This is a genomic window from Citrobacter sp. MGH110, from assembly GCF_001037515.1.
GTDB lineage: Bacteria > Pseudomonadota > Gammaproteobacteria > Enterobacterales > Enterobacteriaceae > Citrobacter > Citrobacter portucalensis.
This window is the reverse complement of record NZ_KQ089830.1, coordinates 1,723,583-1,741,303: the sequence shown is the minus strand read 5'-3', so window position 1 is coordinate 1,741,303 and position 17,721 is coordinate 1,723,583. Positions and strand designations below refer to the sequence as shown.

22 protein-coding genes are annotated in these 17,721 nt (G+C 46.8%); 14 read left to right on the top strand and 8 right to left on the bottom strand.

Going from position 1 to position 17,721, the window contains the following annotated elements; translation table 11 throughout:
* Positions 1-30 precede the first annotated feature (30 nt).
* The 7 genes from SK38_RS08380 to SK38_RS08350 all read right to left on the bottom strand — a co-directional run bounded on the left by SK38_RS08380 (position 31) and on the right by SK38_RS08350 (position 5,883).
* Positions 31-1,317 carry a site-specific integrase gene (locus SK38_RS08380; protein WP_048235615.1) on the bottom strand — a complete coding sequence of 429 codons (1,287 nt, stop codon included), beginning with the start codon at positions 1,315-1,317 and terminating at the stop codon, positions 31-33.
* Positions 1,317-1,532 (bottom strand): excisionase family protein, encoded by a 216-nt coding sequence (xisR, locus tag SK38_RS08375; RefSeq protein ID WP_003832298.1) that lies wholly within the window; start codon positions 1,530-1,532, stop codon positions 1,317-1,319. Before xisR ends, SK38_RS08380 begins: the two co-directional genes overlap by 1 nt.
* Positions 1,533-1,598: 66 nt before the next feature.
* Positions 1,599-4,070: a 3'-5' exonuclease gene (locus SK38_RS08370; RefSeq protein ID WP_053069336.1), complete on the bottom strand. Its 2,472-nt coding sequence runs from the start codon at positions 4,068-4,070 to the stop codon at positions 1,599-1,601.
* Positions 4,071-4,211: 141 nt separating this feature from the next.
* Positions 4,212-4,538, bottom strand: coding sequence for an RrF2 family transcriptional regulator (locus tag SK38_RS08365; protein WP_048236454.1), 327 nt, complete (start codon positions 4,536-4,538; stop codon positions 4,212-4,214).
* Positions 4,539-4,549: 11 nt separating this feature from the next.
* On the bottom strand, positions 4,550-4,888 hold the full coding sequence (locus SK38_RS08360; protein WP_139239836.1) for a hypothetical protein: 339 nt from the start codon (positions 4,886-4,888) through the stop codon (positions 4,550-4,552).
* 161 nt (positions 4,889-5,049) lie between these two features.
* Positions 5,050-5,265: a hypothetical protein gene (locus SK38_RS08355; protein ID WP_048235613.1), complete on the bottom strand. Its 216-nt coding sequence runs from the start codon at positions 5,263-5,265 to the stop codon at positions 5,050-5,052.
* 228 nt (positions 5,266-5,493) lie between these two features.
* Positions 5,494-5,883 carry a helix-turn-helix domain-containing protein gene (locus SK38_RS08350; RefSeq protein WP_032949520.1) on the bottom strand — a complete coding sequence of 130 codons (390 nt, stop codon included), beginning with the start codon at positions 5,881-5,883 and terminating at the stop codon, positions 5,494-5,496.
* A gap of 101 nt (positions 5,884-5,984) precedes the next feature.
* Between SK38_RS08350 and SK38_RS08345 the strand changes: the two genes are divergently transcribed.
* The 9 genes from SK38_RS08345 (at position 5,985) to arsC (ending at position 12,808) form a co-directional block, all read left to right on the top strand.
* A complete protein-coding gene (locus SK38_RS08345; RefSeq protein WP_032949519.1) occupies positions 5,985-6,200 on the top strand; it encodes a transcriptional regulator in 216 nt (71 codons plus the stop codon).
* Between the two features lie 2 nt (positions 6,201-6,202).
* Positions 6,203-6,757, top strand: coding sequence for a toxin YdaT family protein (locus SK38_RS08340; protein ID WP_048235612.1), 555 nt, complete (start codon positions 6,203-6,205; stop codon positions 6,755-6,757).
* 252 nt (positions 6,758-7,009) lie between these two features.
* Complete coding sequence (locus tag SK38_RS25195; RefSeq protein ID WP_048236453.1) at positions 7,010-7,921, top strand: DnaT-like ssDNA-binding domain-containing protein; 912 nt, start codon at positions 7,010-7,012, stop codon at positions 7,919-7,921.
* Positions 7,833-8,378 (top strand): replication protein P, encoded by a 546-nt coding sequence (locus SK38_RS08330; protein ID WP_135912879.1) that lies wholly within the window; start codon positions 7,833-7,835, stop codon positions 8,376-8,378. Before SK38_RS25195 ends, SK38_RS08330 begins: the two co-directional genes overlap by 89 nt.
* 123 nt (positions 8,379-8,501) lie before the next feature.
* On the top strand, positions 8,502-8,855 hold the full coding sequence (gene arsR / locus SK38_RS08325; protein ID WP_044711237.1) for an As(III)-sensing metalloregulatory transcriptional repressor ArsR: 354 nt from the start codon (positions 8,502-8,504) through the stop codon (positions 8,853-8,855).
* Positions 8,856-8,901: 46 nt separating this feature from the next.
* Positions 8,902-9,264: an arsenite efflux transporter metallochaperone ArsD gene (gene arsD / locus SK38_RS08320; protein ID WP_044711234.1), complete on the top strand. Its 363-nt coding sequence runs from the start codon at positions 8,902-8,904 to the stop codon at positions 9,262-9,264.
* 17 nt (positions 9,265-9,281) lie between these two features.
* Complete coding sequence (arsA, locus tag SK38_RS08315; protein ID WP_048235610.1) at positions 9,282-11,033, top strand: arsenite efflux transporter ATPase subunit ArsA; 1,752 nt, start codon at positions 9,282-9,284, stop codon at positions 11,031-11,033.
* Positions 11,034-11,080: 47 nt separating this feature from the next.
* The gene (arsB, locus tag SK38_RS08310) at positions 11,081-12,370 is read left to right on the top strand and encodes an arsenite efflux transporter membrane subunit ArsB (protein ID WP_044711231.1); all 1,290 of its coding nucleotides are present in this window, start codon (positions 11,081-11,083) and stop codon (positions 12,368-12,370) included.
* Positions 12,371-12,382: 12 nt separating this feature from the next.
* Complete coding sequence (arsC, locus tag SK38_RS08305) at positions 12,383-12,808, top strand: glutaredoxin-dependent arsenate reductase (RefSeq protein WP_038641366.1); 426 nt, start codon at positions 12,383-12,385, stop codon at positions 12,806-12,808.
* Between the two features lie 67 nt (positions 12,809-12,875).
* Here the strand turns inward: arsC and SK38_RS08300 are convergent, their stop codons facing one another.
* On the bottom strand, positions 12,876-13,172 hold the full coding sequence (locus SK38_RS08300) for an ArsR/SmtB family transcription factor (RefSeq protein ID WP_038641364.1): 297 nt from the start codon (positions 13,170-13,172) through the stop codon (positions 12,876-12,878).
* 100 nt (positions 13,173-13,272) lie between these two features.
* Here SK38_RS08300 and SK38_RS08295 point away from each other — a divergent pair, with 100 nt between their 5' ends.
* The 5 genes from SK38_RS08295 (at position 13,273) to SK38_RS08275 (ending at position 17,720) form a co-directional block, all read left to right on the top strand.
* On the top strand, positions 13,273-14,364 hold the full coding sequence (locus SK38_RS08295; RefSeq protein ID WP_048235609.1) for a permease: 1,092 nt from the start codon (positions 13,273-13,275) through the stop codon (positions 14,362-14,364).
* 286 nt (positions 14,365-14,650) lie between these two features.
* Positions 14,651-14,884, top strand: coding sequence for a DinI family protein (locus tag SK38_RS08290; protein ID WP_044700595.1), 234 nt, complete (start codon positions 14,651-14,653; stop codon positions 14,882-14,884).
* 45 nt (positions 14,885-14,929) lie between these two features.
* The gene (locus tag SK38_RS08285) at positions 14,930-15,205 is read left to right on the top strand and encodes a hypothetical protein (protein ID WP_048235608.1); all 276 of its coding nucleotides are present in this window, start codon (positions 14,930-14,932) and stop codon (positions 15,203-15,205) included.
* Positions 15,195-17,192 (top strand): SIR2 family protein, encoded by a 1,998-nt coding sequence (locus tag SK38_RS08280; RefSeq protein WP_081365446.1) that lies wholly within the window; start codon positions 15,195-15,197, stop codon positions 17,190-17,192. Before SK38_RS08285 ends, SK38_RS08280 begins: the two co-directional genes overlap by 11 nt.
* Before the next feature lie 327 nt (positions 17,193-17,519).
* Positions 17,520-17,720 carry a hypothetical protein gene (locus SK38_RS08275; protein WP_048235144.1) on the top strand — a complete coding sequence of 67 codons (201 nt, stop codon included), beginning with the start codon at positions 17,520-17,522 and terminating at the stop codon, positions 17,718-17,720.
* The last annotated feature ends 1 nt before the right edge of the window (position 17,721 follow it).

Sequence of the window (17,721 nt, the reverse complement as noted above, 5' to 3'; positions counted from 1 at the left end):
ATTATGTGGATTGAAAGCAGCGCTATGAAATTAAATAACTTTTCTCATGCTCCCTTGCCCGTGGGGGCGTCCTGGGGGCAATGCCGTTGGCATCTGATTGTTCAGCATGTTGACCTGATCCTGGTTCATATCGCCAATCCACTTGGAGTAAACCTCGTACACCATGCGCGCATCTTCATGTCCCATCTGACTCGCTATGAATGACGGGTTCGCTCCGGCCATCAACGTCCAGCATGCGTAGGTATGCCGTGACTGATAAGGATTCCTTTCGCGGATATTGGCAAGTTTAGTGCCTCGCTTCCAGCCATAGGCAATCGAGTTCTTGGAGAAGTAACTGCCTTTCCTGGACGAATATGCTGTCGGTGAAAAAACGAAGCGAAGAGATTGCTGCTCAGTTTTTCCGATCTCCCGATGGTGAAATCGAATTTCTTGCTTCGGATTAGCGCCGGTGATTTCGTATTGTTCCTTTAGTGCATCCAGCGCAGGTTTAAGCAACGTTATCGTCCTTATTCCGGCATCTGTCTTAGGGGGGACAAATACTCGCTTATTCGTCAAACTTCTGGATACGTGGATTTCACCTTTTACCAAATCAATGTCTTCCCATGCCAGGGCGCATATCTCGCCCGGCCTCATCCCCGTATGTACGGCAACAATAATGATTAATGCCTGGCTACGGGGAAGGGCGGCTATCAGAGCCTGGTACTCATGAAGTAAAAGTGGGTCGGGATCATTTTTAGATAACTTGAGTCGCGACACTCCTTCATAAGGAGCATGCAATATAAACTGGCTTCGGTTTGCGAGCTTAAGCATTTCTGATAAAACTGCCATCTGTTTATTGACTGTTGAGGGCGCGCGGCCCTGCCTGGTCAGATTCGGCATTGCCGGGTTAATAATTGTCCCGGTCAATAACTCCTTTCGGTAATGCAAAATATCGGCATGCTCAATATCTACCAGACGGGTATTTTCTCCGATTACACGCAGTAACGTATTTACGACCGAAGTAAGCGATAGCAGTGTTGCGCCAGATACCTCTAAGGCTTTGGTGTCTGTAAAAAAATCACTCAGTTCTTTAAACGTGGTGATTTTTTTGGTTGTGATGAACTTCTTAAGCGCTTTGGATTCCGGGAAACGTTCCGCATAGTCGAACTTACCGAGCTGTATTTCGCTTGTTATGAGCGCGCGAAGATTTCCAGCTTTTTTGATGTTGCTGCTGTTCACCGTCCATCCGCGAAGGACTTCGCGGCAACGTTTGCCGCGATAGGTAAATGTGATCCGTATTTTTCCATTATGCAGCTCAACGCCGGTTGGAAAGTCCATCATGCTTCCTGTACTAATTGGTTAATCTTTGGATAGTTGTACCAAAGCAGACCTTTAGAATTGTCAGTTTCCCCGAGAGCTGTCAGATGTTTGAAATGCACGCCTTCGATCCACAAATTCAACCGATAACTTTTAATTTGTCTTTCCGACAAGCCGGTCTTTTCTGTTAGTCGCGCTTCAACCATCCACTCTTCGCTGAAAATGAGTTGCGACATACATAACTCCGATGCCGCCAGCTACAACAGTACATGCTGTAGCTGGCTGTAAGTGAAAACCTAAAATCAGTTTTTTGTCAGGCGCTGCCAGATTGCAGATACGTATTTGACCTGATGCCGGGCGTCAGAAAGCGCATTGTGCATGCCGCCTTCAAATGGGATGTCGAAGCGCGGGTTGATACCGACAGATTTACCCAGTTCAACCATGGTCCTTACGTCCCTGTCATTCCAGAACGGAACAGCGAAGGGAGTCTCTGTTAATGCATATGCGCGGCGGAGAATGACGTTATCAAACGAGCATCCATTACCCCACAGCTGAACAGTGTGACTACCGTTAGCAGCATTTTCAGCAATGAAGTCAGCCAGTAGTTCAAGGGTTTCACGCAGCCCCATGGCCTCATCAACCAGAATTGCAGAGCGGGCTTCAGATGATTGTTTCAACCACCACTGAATTGTTGACGCATCCGGTTTCATGCCAAACGACATCGATGATTCAAGACTGACAACCTGGTAAAATTCGGCACCAGTGTTACCAGTTGAAGGATCAAAATATACGGTGCCGATAGAGACTATTGGTGCATCAGGACCGCTGCCCATAGTTTCCAAATCAACCATCAGGTGAGTATAAAAAGCGTTCAGGTGATCCGTATCTATATGGTGAACGGGTTCATTATTCAGGGACGCTTGAGGCTCACCAGTTGCATCAGTGCTTTCAACTGGCAAAGCTGCTGCTTCGCCCTGAGGCACATCAGGATTGGCTTTGATTTCGCTGTTGTCAGTTTTTTCCATCTGCACATCGTTGGTGGTTTCCTCGGTATTGGCTTGATGTAATTTTTCTTCGACGGCGCGCTGGCGTACCTGGTCTACGACAGAAAGCGCTGGCGCCGGCTGGTTACCCATCAGGCCATCAATGGAGAAAACACCGTTGCCCATGTTGGCGATTTCTGGTTGCTCGGCTATTGCCTTCTGTTCAGCTGTGGACTTCTCTTTAATCTCGTTTTCCCAGCTTTTTTCTGGTACGTGACCGGCTGCCGCCAGGGTTTCTTCAGTTGGGTGCTGGTGGTCGGTTTCAGTCAGGTTTTTGTTGATGTAACGGCTCAGCAGTTCCGGGAAATGGTGAGTGTTTTCTTCTGCACTACGAATAAGCGCGAAAATAGCTGCGCGGGAATAATCCAGGATGCCAGCGCGTTTGCGCAGGGCGGCGGACCACTCTTTGAACGGACTTTCGTTTTTAGAAATGATCTCTTTTGCACGACGGAAAACGCCACCAGGAATATCGTAGATGTTGAAATCCATTGGAAGTGTGGCCAGCGCAATATCAATGTCCAGAGTATCCAGCGTGTGGACAAGCTGCGGGTTGCGATCGGTCTTATTGCCTCCACCAGCGTTGGTTCCGGAGTCAGTGCGCTGAATCTGCGACACACGATTGCCCTTACACCACTCTTTAACCAGCAGCCCACGGTCAATGTGTTCAGTGTTGAACCAGGCCTTAAAGAACTGAATGACGGTGACCAGTTCAACTCGTTTTCCATCAACTGGAAAAACGGTTTTCAGCGCGCTGACAATCTTCCAGATATCGATCTCTGGCGCTTTCCTGAATGGTTCTACATTCTCGGCGGCAAGCAGCAGGTTCTGCACATAGCTGTTATCCACATCCAGTTCGAGTTCCTGAATAGTTTTCTTCTGCTCAGTATCAATATGGTAAGCATATTCTTCAGAAATAAACTGAGCTAAGAGGCGCTGGCGTAGCGGCAGAGTCGCAACGGTAATAAGCTCTGGCGTTACAGGTGGAGTGTCATGTTCATCACCCGCAACTCGTGCTTTCTTATTATTAACCCACTCCTGAACGATAAGATCCCGCTTTTCTGGTTCTTCAATCCATTCGGTAATAAATTGCTCAAATGAAGCAACGGTATAGACCTGCTCACGGTCAAAAACTTCTTTTATTGCATTTGCCAGCTTCCACTCAACATGAGCAGAAAGCTCTTTCACCGCCGGCACATTCGCAACGGCCAGTAACAGGTTTTGTACATAGAGATCATTTTCGTCCAGTACCATTTGTCCGATCTGGATGTGCTGCGCTTCGCTGATTTCCTTCTCTTCAGTGTCATTGACCAGGTGCGCAATCAGTCGCTGAGACAGGCGCAGGCGAGATATGGGGCGGAGCAACGCGGGTGCATCGCTGGTGGGTACATTGGCACTGGTGGTTTCAGGTTTTTGCTGGCAGGAAGTCTCCTGATTTTCATTATCAGGCTTCTGTTTCAGTTGCCACGTTTGTTGGTCTTCTGCCAGTTCGTAGCGATCGCACCATGTGTCATCAAGTGTGCTTTCCTCAGGAAGATCGTTAACAACAAACCAGTTGGTGCGGACAGGTAATTGATAGTCGGCGCCACGACCGACGGCAATACCGTTGTCTTCGAGAATATTGAGGATTTCGCGTTCTGCACGGGAATCTGATTTCGCAGAGAACCAGCAAAACAGGTTTTTTGCCTCAGTTGCTTTTGCTTTGGCTTTAATAAGATACGCATACGTTAACATTGCGTTCGGGCTCCATAGGATTGTAAGATACCCGGCAGCTGATGATCGCCGCCTAAGGTAGTGGTTATTGGTCAAAACTCGTTCCGGAAAGCTTTGGTCGGCTGACCGGGTACTTAACCCGCCTTGCGCGGGTTTTGTGCTTTATGGGGTAGGGGATTTTCCCTGCGCCAGCTGTGCGACGGGGACCCACTCCAGAGCATTCAGCACGGGGTCAAATGAATCAGGCGTGTGAGTAACGGCGCGAACGACGTCAGCCACGCTGGGGTTTGCTTTGCTAAGGTGGTACCCGCCACCAGCGCCACGCTGGCTGGTGACGATTTCACTGCTGCGCAGCTTCGAGAAAATCTGCTCGAGGTAAGACACAGACAGCTTTGATTCTTTACTGATAGATGCGATGGAAACCGGACTGCCGTTGTAAATCCTGTTGAGGATGGCAACGACCTGAACAGAAGCCACCACGCGTTTCATTCCAAACTCCATCATGCATCCTTTGCCGGTTCGCGACCGTATCCCGGGTTATCGTTTAAGGCGTCATTCAGAACCTGCATTGCCTCATTATGTGGGAGAGTCAGAGCAAGTTTGATCGCCGTTCCAAGAGCTTCAGCCGCACATTCAAACTTACGAGCGAGCCTGGCTGTTTCATCAACTTGTTCACCCATCGCTTCCATTTCAAAGTTGTGCTCAGTCCAGATTTCATCCACCACATCACTTTCAACTTCTTCACGTAATGCTTCTTTTACTTCCAGAACAGGCAAAACCCCGATTAATGCCTCGGCTGGTGCGCTGCTGAAGCGCAATGCCAGATCGTTAGCTGACATAAAAACCTCCGGAAAAAAGCCCGCCACGGGACGGGCAAAGAACACTTTTCCAATTTAACCAGAACAGGTCTTCGTCTCCTGTTTGGTTACGATGGTGGTATTACCATCACAATGCCCTGTGCACCGGGCATGAGGCTGGCAACAGCCATTGGTCAAACTCGTTATGAACGAACAGCAGTCTGTTGGTCGGCAGACGGGTCGCCCTTCTGGGCAAGCGTGTAGCAAATCAGTCGAATGATTACTTCAATGCGATTTAGATGTACGGCCTGACACCGCACTGGTTTACGTGCGAAATCGATCATGGATTTATCCTCTTGTGTTGCCCTTGTCGCCAGGCTGGCGGAACGTTGAACCTGCTGCGTGTTAATGCCTGTCATCTCATCCGGTGATTCGTATGCCGCCGGCAGCTACTTCGTGGGCGTCCTGCCTCGATGACGTTTTCGATAGAATGATTAAATCATTGGTTTAATGTTTGTGTCAATCATCAATTGATGTAGAGGCAAACATTTGCTTTATCAGTCGTGAAAAACTAAGGGGAGGGAGGTTCTGACAAAAGGGCGAAAAAAAACCGGCAAACGCCGGTTTCAATGGATGGGAATAAACTCTTAGTTCACATCGTTAGCCTTAAAACGACCACGAAGATATTTCTCCACGTAATCATCAATTTCCTTTAACCGCAGTGCAAAGGTATCGATCATTCGCTCTTGCTCTGCCTCTGGTAGCTGCCTAAACAAGTTAAGCATTTTGCTCTCGTTAGGCTTGAGACCTGAATCTTCTGATACTTTCTCACCTAACAACCAAGTAACGGACACGTTGGCGGCTTCCGCAATTGCTATGGCGGACTTCTTACTGATAACTCCCTTCTTAAACCACCCATTCACAGCTTGAGGCGTAACTCCTGCAATGCGAGCCATATCAGCTTTGCTGATCCCTCTTTGAGTAATTTCTTCTAAGCGGGCTACCAGTTGGTTATTGAGATCGTCAGTGTTTTTCATACACCCATTGTAAATGTTTGGTTTATAGTCACAATAAATTTAAAGTTTGCAATTGATGTAAACCTATGGTTTATTACTCCCAATTTAAAAAGGAGATAGTTATGACAGCCATTGATAACGCAATTCGACTAGCTGGCTCGGCCAATAAATTAGCTTGCACGATTGGTGTAAGCGGAATGGCAGTAAGTCAGTGGAAAGCAAAAGGTACTGTTCCTTCGTCACGGGTACTTCAAGTCTTTAGCGCTACAGGGGTTACCCCCCACGAACTTAGACCCGACTTATACCCAAATCCAACGGATGGATTACCTAAGGAGTGACCATGCAAACCATCTCTTTTAAAAACCATACCCCGACGATGGTGAGAACTCAGAAAACAAAAAATCAGTTTTCTGTTTGTCGCCGGGATTGGATGAAGTGCAAAAAAATCTGGGTCGCCGTTCGTGAATGGGAATCGACATTACCAGGACAGGCACAGGAACGGATCGCTCAGCTGGTGGCTGAAGAGTGGGCCAAAGTAGATGGCCGTGGAATTGCTGTTAATAAACAGAATTTATTCCGATATCTGAAAAACGAGGGCGGTTCGGAAAAGTACACGGCTTACGTTATGCAACTGTCAGGTTCAATTATTGCTGCTATGCCAGTTCAGATTGCCAGAAAGCACGGATTAAGTAATGCGAGCACAGAAGCAGAGCTGGTGGCGAACGCTATCAAAGAATGCAGTGAGGCACACCATGCGAAATTAATTGGCGCGCCATTACAAAAGCTCGAGAAGGAAATTCGTGAGGCGGCAATCGCATTATTCAACATGTTACCTGCTGATGCGGCGGGACCACTACTGGCGAGCATAAGCGCCGTAGCGCCGCAATTGTTTTAATCGAGTTTTGACCAATGACCATTATTACTGCAACTCGCGGGGTGAAGTATGCCTAATCCTTTGGCTAAGGCCATGCCTAAGAGTAAGGCTAGTAACGAGCCTTACCGTAAGGTGAAGATCACCATGTGGGATGATCCTAAGTTTCGAGCCTTATCACCACTCCCGCCAAGTGGGCAGAGTCTGTTTATTTACCTGCTTACGGGTCCATTCACAGGGATTATTCCCGGGCTGTATAAGGCGGGAAGGGCGGCTATGGCCGAAGAATTAAACTGGGATGTCGAAGCCTTCGACTTAGCCTTAGGCGAAGCCATAGCGTTAGGTATGGTGGAAGCCGACCTTAAAGCCAGAGTTTTTTGGTTGCCTAACGCGGTGAAACATAACCCGCCAGCATCAGTGAACGTGATCAAATCATGGGCAAGATCGTTTGAATTACTGCCTGAATGTTCACTGAAAGATAAAGCATATGAAGCTCTCAAAGCCGCCTGCTACGGGGTTTCTGACGCTATGGGGACGGCTTTTGATAAGGCTTTCGCCTTGCCTAAGGATAAGGCTAAGTCTTTGGCTAAACCTTTGCCATCAGGTATCCAGAAAGCAGTAAGCAGTAAACAGATCTTAAACCCCTCTCTTAACGCGGGCGCGATGAAAAATCCGAATGGGGATGTACTGCCATCCCCGGCCATGCCCCGATACCTGGACGGTGTTGATGAACCGATCGGGAAATTCAGCATGACAGATAGCTGGCTTCCCTCCAGAGACTTCCGACAGCGCGCTGCATCGTGGGGTATCTCCCTGCCTGAACCAGATTACCTTCTGACTGAACTCGCAGAATTCACCGCGTATTGGGAGTCGGAAGGGAAAGTTTTTACACAAATCCAGTGGGAACAAAAATTTGCCCGACATGTAGCCCGGGTTAGAACGCAGGTAAAACCAGAAACCGGAGGTAACAGTCATGTGGGAGCAGGATCCGAACCAACAGCATCCCGGGCAGTTCAGCAAATTCAGTCAGCACACGCAGAGTGGCGCCGCAGGAATGGACTTGATGGCGACGGAAACAGCCTGGCGACTGTGGCAGGTCATGGGGGAGGTGTATTCGAACCGATGGACCCAGAAAAACGGGGCGGAGCCTTCGCCTATCTGGATAGCCCAGATAGGTTCGATGACTGAACCTCAAATTCGGCTGGTCTGTCAGCAGTGCATGGAGCGCTGCGCGATGGGAAATACATGGCCGCCTGACTTGGCTGAGTTTGTTTCTCTGGTTTCAGAGAGTGGGGCGAATCCATTCGGACTGACATCGGAGCAGGTTATGACGGAATACCGGCGCTGGCGCAATGAGTCATATCGGTATTCAGGAAGCGATAAATATCCATGGCCTCAGCCCGTGCTGTATCACATCTGCATCGAAATGCGCAGAACGGGCGTTGAACGACAAATGACAGAGGGGGAACTGAAACGACTGGCGGAAAAGTTACTTACGAAGTGGTCGAAGCATGTTGGTAACGGACTAAGTGTGCCACCAATTCGACGTCAACTGGCGGCGCCGCACCATCCGGCGGGACCAACGCCAGCGCAACTACTGATGGATGAATACAGGCGTCGAAAAGCGGCAGGGTTAACGAATTGAAGAATAAACAAATTGTAAACACGAAATGAAATTCACGTAACTATCATATTTGAATTTTCGAATATGATAGTTGACGGCACTCAACTATTGCAGGAAACTACGGAGAGAATTCAGGAGATTAAAATGGTTGAACTAACTTCTCTACAACTTTTCAAAAATCTCTCAGATGAAACCCGGTTGGGTATCGTGTTATTGCTTAGAGAGATGGGAGAGTTGTGCGTGTGCGATCTCTGCACTGCGCTGGAACAATCTCAGCCCAAGATCTCCCGCCATCTGGCGATGCTTCGGGAAAGTGGATTATTGCTGGATCGCAAGCAGGGGAAATGGGTTCATTACCGCTTATCCCCGCATATTCCTTCCTGGGCTGCTCAGATTATTGAGCAGGCCTGGTTAAGCCAACAGGACGACGTTCAGGCCATCGCCCGTAAGCTGGCTTCAGCCAACTGCTCTGGTAGCGGGAAGGCTGTCTGCATCTAAAAAATTTGCCTGAACATATATGTTTTTTCAAATGTGAGGTATTGAAATGAAAACGTTAACGGTATTTGACCCAGCGATGTGTTGCAGCACCGGAGTCTGCGGTACAGATGTTGATCAGGCTCTGGTCGATTTTTCTGCGGATGTACAATGGCTCAAACAACGTGGTGTACAAATTGAGCGTTTCAATCTCGCACAACAACCGATGAGCTTTGTACAGAACGAGAAGGTCAAAGCGTTTATAGAGGCTTCCGGGGCAGAAGGTTTGCCATTGTTGTTACTGGATGGCGAAACAGTGATGGCTGGGCGTTATCCGAAACGCGCTGAGCTGGCTCGCTGGTTTGGCATTCCACTGGAGAAAGTGGGATTAGCGCCAACAATCTGCTGTGGTGGTAATACTTCTTGTTGTTAAGTATGTCAGGAGGACATATGAACTTCTTACAGAATATCCCCCCTTATCTGTTTTTTACTGGTAAAGGAGGCGTTGGTAAAACCTCTATTTCATGCGCCACGGCGATCCGTCTGGCAGAACAGGGGAAACGGGTGCTGCTGGTCAGTACCGATCCGGCCTCAAACGTAGGTCAGGTGTTTGGACAGACGATTGGCAATACCATTCAGCCAGTAGCTTCTGTTCCAGGATTATCGGCACTTGAGATTGATCCTCAGGCCGCTGCACAACAGTACCGGGCCAGAATCGTTGACCCCATTAAAGGCATCCTGCCTGATGACGTCGTTTCCAGCATCAACGAACAACTGTCGGGGGCATGCACAACAGAGATTGCGGCTTTTGATGAATTTACCGGATTACTGACAGATGCTTCTCTACTGACCCGGTTTGACCATATCATTTTTGATACCGCACCGACGGGTCATACCATTCGCCTTCTCCAGTTGCCAGGTGCCTGGAGTAGCTTTATTGATAGCAATCCCGAGGGTGCGTCCTGCCTCGGCCCGATGGCCGGTCTGGAAAAACAGCGTGAACAGTATGCCCAGGCTGTTGAAGCATTATCTGATCCAGCACGTACCCGACTGGTTCTGGTTGCTCGTCTGCAAAAATCCACGTTGCAGGAAGTTGCCCGGACTCATCTGGAGCTTGCCGCCATCGGTCTTAAAAATCAGTACCTGGTCATCAACGGCGTTCTGCCCAAAACTGAAGCAGCAAACGATACACTGGCTGCGGCAATATGGGACCGTGAACAGGAGGCGCTGTCCAATCTTCCCTCTGATCTTTCCGGTCTGCCAACTGACACGTTATTCCTCCAGCCGGTCAATATGGTCGGCGTGTCTGCACTCAGCGGACTTCTCTCCACTCAGCCTATAGAGGCGTCATTCTCTGAAGAATACATTCAACAGCGCCCTGACATTCCGTCACTTTCTGCGTTGGTCGATGATATTGCCCGTAATGAGCATGGCCTGATCATGCTGATGGGTAAAGGTGGTGTAGGGAAAACCACGATGGCGGCTGCCATTGCTGTCAGACTGGCCGAAATGGGATTTGATGTCCATCTGACAACATCTGATCCTGCAGCGCATCTCAGCACAACCCTCAACGGCAGCCTCAACAATCTGCAGGTCAGCAGGATCGATCCTCTCGAGGAAACTGAACGCTATCGTCAGCATGTTCTTGAGACGAAGGGAAAAGAACTGGACGATGCGGGAAAACGCCTGCTGGAAGAGGACTTACGCTCACCCTGCACCGAGGAAATTGCGGTATTCCAGGCCTTTTCACGGGTGATTCGCGAGGCGGGTAAGCGCTTCGTGGTGATGGATACGGCACCGACCGGACACACGCTCTTGCTGCTTGATGCCACCGGGGCATATCACCGCGAGATTGCCAGAAAAATGGGGGAAAAAGGCCATTTCACCACACCGATGATGCAACTGCAGGACCCGGAGCGAACCAAAGTGTTACTGGTCACGCTACCGGAAACCACGCCGGTACTTGAGGCGGCAAATTTACAGGCCGACCTTGAACGTGCAGGAATTCACCCCTGGGGCTGGATTATCAATAACAGCCTTTCCATCGCGGATACCCGTTCACCGCTGCTCCGCTTGCGAGCGCAGCAGGAACGTCCGCAGATCGAGAGCGTTAAAAATCTACATGCCAGCCGTGTAGCACTTGTACCCGTACTGGCGTCAGAACCAACCGGCATCGATAAACTCAAACAACTCGCGGGTTAGTTATTACCATCATTCGGGGCAGCATTGCTGCCCTTTCAGGAGGTTATATGTTACTGGCAGGAGCCATTTTTATCCTGACCATCATATTGGTTATCTGGCAGCCAAAGGGATTAGGGATTGGCTGGAGCGCCACGCTGGGGGCCGTACTGGCTCTGGCATCGGGTGTGATTCACATTGCTGATATTCCGGTGGTGTGGAATATCGTCTGGAACGCGACGGCAACATTTATCGCCGTTATTATCATCAGTCTGTTGCTTGATGAGTCAGGCTTTTTCGAATGGGCAGCGCTGCACGTTTCTCGCTGGGGGAACGGTCGTGGCCGCCTTCTGTTTACGTATATCGTTCTGCTCGGCGCGGCAGTCGCGGCACTGTTTGCCAACGATGGCGCGGCACTTATTCTGACGCCGATTGTTATCGCTATGCTCCTGGCGCTTGGCTTCAGTAAAAGCACCACACTTGCTTTCGTGATGGCCGCAGGGTTTATTGCCGATACCGCCAGCTTGCCGCTTATCGTATCGAACCTGGTCAATATCGTTTCGGCTGATTTCTTCAAACTGGGATTCACGGAATATGCCTCGGTAATGGTGCCGGTGGATATCGCCGCCATCGTCGCCACTCTGGTGATGCTGCATCTATTTTTCCGCAAAGATATCCCGCCCACTTATGATATTGCACGACTGAAAGAGCCCGCAAAAGCCATCAAAGATCTGGCAACATTCAGAACAGGTTGGATTGTATTAATTCTTTTATTAGTGGGCTTTTTTGTACTCGAACCACTGGGTATTCCGGTCAGTGCCATTGCAGCAGTAGGGGCAGCAATCCTGTTTGCTGTGGCAAAAAAAGGTCACGGCATTAACACCGGTAAAGTGTTGCGTGGGGCACCATGGCAGATCGTGATCTTCTCGCTGGGAATGTATCTGGTGGTCTATGGGCTGCGTAACGCAGGGCTGACAGAATATTTGTCTGACGTGCTGAACTTACTCGCAGATAAAGGCCTGTGGGCAGCCACGCTGGGAACGGGATTCCTGACCGCATTCCTCTCTTCTATCATGAATAACATGCCTACCGTATTGATTGGCGCATTGTCGATTGATGGCAGTACCGCGTCGGGCGTTATCAAAGAAGCAATGATTTATGCCAACGTCATTGGCTGCGATCTGGGGCCGAAAATTACCCCTATTGGTAGCCTGGCAACGCTGCTCTGGCTACACGTACTTTCACAGAAGAATATGACCATCACCTGGGGATACTATTTCCGCACCGGGATCGTCATGACTCTGCCTGTGCTGTTTGTAACGCTGGCCGCGCTGGCGCTACGTCTCTCTTTCACTTTGTAATGAGATACTGATATGAGCAACATCACCATTTATCACAACCCAGCCTGCGGCACATCGCGTAACACGCTGGAGATGATCCGCAACAGCGGTAATGAGCCGACCGTTATTCTTTACCTTGAGACTCCACCTTCACGCGATGAGCTGGTCAAACTCATTGCTGATATGGGCATTTCCGTCCGGGCGTTACTACGTAAGAACGTCGAGCCATATGAGGAACTGGGTCTTGCCGAAGATAAATTTACTGACGACCAGTTAATTAACTTTATGTTGCAGCATCCGATCCTGATTAATCGCCCCATCGTTGTAACACCGCTGGGAACCAAACTGTGCCGTCCTTCTGAAGTTGTTCTGGATATCCTTCCTGATGCTCAGAAAGGGGCTTTCGCCAAGGAAGATGGCGAGAAAGTCGTTGATGATGCAGGCAAAAAATTGAAATAAGCGACAGGAGAGCCGCCTGTTATTTAGGCGGCTCCTTTATCAAATAAAAACAATGGATTGCCTCGATTTAAATCTTTGGACTGTTGATGCAACATTCTTCGCGTAGAAAATCAATAATCGACTCTAACTTGTCATATTGAGAAACGCAGATTAAGGAGCGGCTTTCGCGATTTTGTTTGACCAGACCTACGGAAACAAGAGCGGATATATGATGACTCAGTGTTGAAGATGGAATCGCAAGTTGTTTTTGTAGATCACCTACAGGTAAACCTTGTTCACCGGCTTTAACAAGGTGTTTGAAAATAAACAAACGTGTCGGATGTCCTAATTCTTTCATAGCTTTAGCTACTTCTTCTAGTTGCATGGTGCCTTCCTCGTCTAGTGATATTTCGATAATACCAGAAATATGTTGATCTAACCTCAATAATTCGATTATTCTAGAAATATAGTTTATAGGGGGTTTCATGAATAGCTGGATTTCTATGTTTACTAACGCGGCAGAGATGTTCTTGTTTCTTGCTGTCGAGTTGTCTGCGCTTTTTTTTCTGATTAGTGCGGGTGTTAGCCTTATCAGGCAAAAAATTCCGGACCAAAAGATTCAAAGAATGTTAGGGGCGAGAAAGGGGAGAGGTTACATACTTGCATCGCTGTTAGGAGCTGTAACACCGTTTTGCAGCTGCTCTACAATTCCCATGTTACGCGGACTGTTATCAGCAAAAGCAGGCTTCGGTCCAACACTTACATTCTTGTTTGTTTCACCTCTGCTTAACCCGATAATCATTGGTCTGATGTGGGTTACTTTTGGTTGGAAAGTTACCCTGCTATACGCTGTTATAGCTGCAACAGTTTCCGTACTGGCAAGTATTTTGTTAGATGTGCTTGGTTTTGACCGACATATTGTCGAAAAATCAAAACCGCTGGCTAGCTGTTGTGGTGTTAGCAGTGGAAAAACTCTTGAAACTAAACTACGGAGTGTTTCAGCTTGCTGTTCTGTATCAAATCAACAGGACATAGGGGCTAATAGTTGTTCTAAACCACAAGAAACGTTTAAGAGTTTCTCAGCATTTCAGGGCACAAATTGTGAATTGACCTGCGAGACAGGTCAAACAAATAAACAATTCTTCCCGAAATGTGTAGTAAGAGATCCTGGTGCGATACGTCTGGCATTTCAGGATGCCTGGACTCAATTTAAAGATGTATTACCTTATCTGATGTTAGGTATTGTTATAGGGTCGTTTATCTACGGTTTTATACCTGCAGAGTGGATTGCTGCTCATGCTGGGAATGATAATCCGTTTGCGATTCCACTAAGTGCAATTATTGGAATACCGTTGTATATACGTGCTGAGGCAGTAATTCCGTTGGCATCAGTCTTGATGGATAAAGGCATGGGAACGGGAGCAGTAATGGCTCTGATTATTGGTAGCGCAGGAGCTAGTCTGACGGAAGTAATACTGCTTAAATCAATGTTCAAAACACCCTTGATTGCTGCATTTCTGACCGTTATTTTGGGCATGGCGATTATTATGGGATACCTGACACAGTTGTTATTTTGATTGGGTATGTTAGACAGAACCTGAAAAAGTTGCAGGGGGAGACGAGCATATGAAAGTTGCGCAATCAATCCCAATCAAAGCAGTTATCCAAATTTAAGGACGTTGATATCTCAATACTTACAATGGTGTCAAAACAACAAGTCCGCATTGGATTGAACCCGCTTCGGCGGGTTTTTTTTGCATCTCATTTATAGGCTAAGGTTAACAATTTGTGCTCTTAAGTCATTGATCATTTCAATGTATCGGTGTACTGTACAAATATACAGTATATGCAGTGGAGGCTAATATGAAAGTTGAACTCACCATTGATCGTACTAAAGAACTTCCAAAGGGAGCAGTGCCGGCGCTGGAGAAAGAGTTACTTAAAAGGTTGGGTAATCAGTATGAGAACTGCAGCCTGAGCATACGTCGTACAGGCTCTGATGGCTTAAGTGTTCTTGGTGGTGACAAGGAAGATAAAAAGAAAATAGAGACTATCCTCCAGGAAACCTGGGAAAGTGCTGACGACTGGTTTTATTAATTATTTTGGGTGTTACTTTTATCCCGTTTGCATGGGGGAGTTTAAGTGAAAGAAAAATTAGGATTGCCCAAAAAAGGCTACGCAGTCATCAGATGTCACGATGGAGTCATCGTTGCCAGGCTGCAATCATTTCCTGAGTATGAGCGCGCCCTGATGTACCGACGCGATAGCATGGTGTCATTTTTGCCTCTTCAGGATGATGAAATTGTCGGATCACCTTCACTTTTTACAAAAATGCTTGAAAAGGCTGGCTACCGTGTATCATATTGCAGTGAAAACCAACAAGAAGATTCGTTTTTGGTGTTAAAGCATGAAAATTAAACCCCAGCAACACTTAATTAACATTCTAACCTCAACAAAGCAACACCACCCTAACTTTACACTTTTTCTTGGTGCCGGTGCGAGTATATCAAGCGGAGTAGAAAGCGCCGGAGGGATGGTCAAACGCTGGAGAGCAGCTTATAGCTCTATGCATGGTGATGAGGAATTAAAAGCTCAACCTTGGTTTGACAAAGAGAATGAATATTCTGAACTTTTTGAATCTTTATACGATCAACCCACGCAACGAAGAGAATTTATTGAAAGCTGTATAACAGGTGCAAAGCCGTCTTGGGGTTATGTATATCTTACAAATCTTTTAGATAAGGGGCATTTTAATACAATATTTACAACCAATTTTGATGATTTGGTTAACGAGGCCTGTTTTACATTTTCTAATAATTTAAGGCCAATAGTTTGCGCTCATGATTCAAGTATTGCTAGTGTTAGATTAACGACAACTCGCCCGAAAATAATCAAGCTACACGGGGATTTTTTATTCGACAATATTAAAAATACCATCCGTGAGTTAGAGTCTCTTGAAGATAATATGAGGGCAAAATTCAGGCAGTTTGCCACTGAGTTTGGTATGATTGTTATCGGATATTCGGGACATGATCGTTCAATAATGGATACCTTGAATACCCTACTGCATTCTGGTACTTGTTTTCCTCATGGTATCTATTGGTGTATAAGAGACAATGCTGAAAACTTACCTGAACCTTTGAAAAACCTAGCCCGTTTTCCACATTTTCATTTAATTAAAATTGATGGTTTCGATGAGTTCATGGCCGAGCTACATGAGTCGCTTGGTTGCACTCTTCAGCAGGAAGTAGTTGAACCTTATTCTGCTTTATCTAATAAATTAGATAGATATTTCTTAGTTTCTGAAGATGAAGATGATGATGAGAATCAACATGAAATAATTAAAAGAGATATGAATAACCTCGCAGACCACGTCAGGCGTGTAAATACGGTTAGTCAATTCGTCAAAAAGATAAAAATTCTCTTGTCTGAAAAAGCATCCTCTCTCGATGACGATTCCATTACAAAATCGCTTGAGATTATGCTTAAGGAAACTCAATTTGCGGGTTCACCAGAAAACCTTCATTTTTATAACACTCCCAATTATCTTATTGCCAATTCAGCTTTCAGGGCTGGAGAGTATAAAGAATGTGTTGAATATGCTACTAAGCATTTAGCTAATGGCCCATCCATCGAGACAGAGGCACTTTTACTTCGTTCCTACATTCATTTAAAAGATGATGAGCAAATTTTGCTCTCAATGAAAAGGCTGGAACAGTATAAGAAGCTAAAAGAAGGGGAAATTACTAAAATTATTAATGCGTTAGTAGATTTAATGGATTTTGAAAAATATACTATCGCTGAAAACTTGATGGAAATCTTAGGTGCACGCGCAATTCCACTCAAACATAAAAATCTCTTAACCATAAACAGGGCGCTTTGCCAAAAGTTGCAAGATTTGCCTATCAAGACAGAACTTAAGGCAGATCTTGAGGAATTACTTACTGAATCAATAGAAAATGACGAAGCATGGATCGCTCTGGGGGCTGCTATACTTCTTGAAAAGGACGAAGTGGCAGAAGAAGTTTCTGATTCTTTGACTGAAACAGAGATCATAGCTGTTGTAACTCAATCTATGCCGATTTTCAGATTGATTTCTTCTTCACTTTATGAAAAGGTCAAAGCATTAGCTGTCAATAAAGGTTTTGAAGTGTCATTCGAAGAGGTATCAGAGGAAGATACAGGGGCTGATGAAAATGACTCCTCAAGCACTCAAAACCCTGAGCAAACAGGCCATGATTCAAACGTGAGTCATGAATCAACTGATAACGATCATTCTGCTCTGGTTGACGCTCTATCACTTGATACTGAGAAGCCAGCAGAAAATGATGAAGCATTTGTTGGTGAACCGGAAGATGAGCTCTTGAATACTCTTCAAGATGATCTTTCTGAAAGACCTGCTTAAATATTTTTCTTGTTAGTCGACCATGAGGGAGCTTATGAAACAAAAAAGCCAACACGCAAGCAGCAAAATTTCTGAAGAAAGCAAAAAAAAGCTGAAGGAACTGCTTAAAAAACAGTAGATTAACATGAACACAAAAGCCCCTTCGGGGGCTTTTTGCTTGTTATGTATTTCGATGCTTTTTATGTGTTAAGATAAAAACTAACAGCCTGAACAGCTGACCCTGCTGCGCCTATGGAGAGATACCAAGGTGCATATTCAAATCCAAAGTACTTATCTGACGTTAACCAACGCCAGCGATTTTCTTTTTGCCGCATCCAGAGGTGCGTTATGAAGAAAAGCTGGTTTCAACATACCCAACTCACCACTGAGCAGGCTGACGAACTGGAAGCCCGCTATCGCGCAAAGCAGATTAAGACAGAGCGGAGTCTGGATAATGACTTCATTCACTGGACGATCAGCGCGTTCTTGCCAGAAGTATCTAAGCCTCCGCGTCAGGACAGAACCTGGCAACAACGGATCTGGAGGTGAA

Bases quoted from the DNA above. Each gene is read 5' to 3' on its own strand.
- SK38_RS08380 (WP_048235615.1), bottom strand. From the start codon at position 1,317: ATGGACTTTCCAACCGGCGTTGAGCTGCATAATGGAAAAATACGGATC.
- xisR (WP_003832298.1), bottom strand. From the start codon at position 1,532: ATGTCGCAACTCATTTTCAGCGAAGAGTGGATGGTTGAAGCGCGACTA.
- SK38_RS08370 (WP_053069336.1), bottom strand. From the start codon at position 4,070: ATGTTAACGTATGCGTATCTTATTAAAGCCAAAGCAAAAGCAACTGAG.
- SK38_RS08365 (WP_048236454.1), bottom strand. From the start codon at position 4,538: ATGAAACGCGTGGTGGCTTCTGTTCAGGTCGTTGCCATCCTCAACAGG.
- SK38_RS08360 (WP_139239836.1), bottom strand. From the start codon at position 4,888: ATGTCAGCTAACGATCTGGCATTGCGCTTCAGCAGCGCACCAGCCGAG.
- SK38_RS08355 (WP_048235613.1), bottom strand. From the start codon at position 5,265: ATGACAGGCATTAACACGCAGCAGGTTCAACGTTCCGCCAGCCTGGCG.
- SK38_RS08350 (WP_032949520.1), bottom strand. From the start codon at position 5,883: ATGAAAAACACTGACGATCTCAATAACCAACTGGTAGCCCGCTTAGAA.
- SK38_RS08345 (WP_032949519.1), top strand. From the start codon at position 5,985: ATGACAGCCATTGATAACGCAATTCGACTAGCTGGCTCGGCCAATAAA.
- SK38_RS08340 (WP_048235612.1), top strand. From the start codon at position 6,203: ATGCAAACCATCTCTTTTAAAAACCATACCCCGACGATGGTGAGAACT.
- SK38_RS25195 (WP_048236453.1), top strand. From the start codon at position 7,010: ATGGCCGAAGAATTAAACTGGGATGTCGAAGCCTTCGACTTAGCCTTA.
- SK38_RS08330 (WP_135912879.1), top strand. From the start codon at position 7,833: ATGGGGGAGGTGTATTCGAACCGATGGACCCAGAAAAACGGGGCGGAG.
- arsR (WP_044711237.1), top strand. From the start codon at position 8,502: ATGGTTGAACTAACTTCTCTACAACTTTTCAAAAATCTCTCAGATGAA.
- arsD (WP_044711234.1), top strand. From the start codon at position 8,902: ATGAAAACGTTAACGGTATTTGACCCAGCGATGTGTTGCAGCACCGGA.
- arsA (WP_048235610.1), top strand. From the start codon at position 9,282: ATGAACTTCTTACAGAATATCCCCCCTTATCTGTTTTTTACTGGTAAA.
- arsB (WP_044711231.1), top strand. From the start codon at position 11,081: ATGTTACTGGCAGGAGCCATTTTTATCCTGACCATCATATTGGTTATC.
- arsC (WP_038641366.1), top strand. From the start codon at position 12,383: ATGAGCAACATCACCATTTATCACAACCCAGCCTGCGGCACATCGCGT.
- SK38_RS08300 (WP_038641364.1), bottom strand. From the start codon at position 13,172: ATGCAACTAGAAGAAGTAGCTAAAGCTATGAAAGAATTAGGACATCCG.
- SK38_RS08295 (WP_048235609.1), top strand. From the start codon at position 13,273: ATGAATAGCTGGATTTCTATGTTTACTAACGCGGCAGAGATGTTCTTG.
- SK38_RS08290 (WP_044700595.1), top strand. From the start codon at position 14,651: ATGAAAGTTGAACTCACCATTGATCGTACTAAAGAACTTCCAAAGGGA.
- SK38_RS08280 (WP_081365446.1), top strand. From the start codon at position 15,195: ATGAAAATTAAACCCCAGCAACACTTAATTAACATTCTAACCTCAACA.
- SK38_RS08275 (WP_048235144.1), top strand. From the start codon at position 17,520: ATGAAGAAAAGCTGGTTTCAACATACCCAACTCACCACTGAGCAGGCT.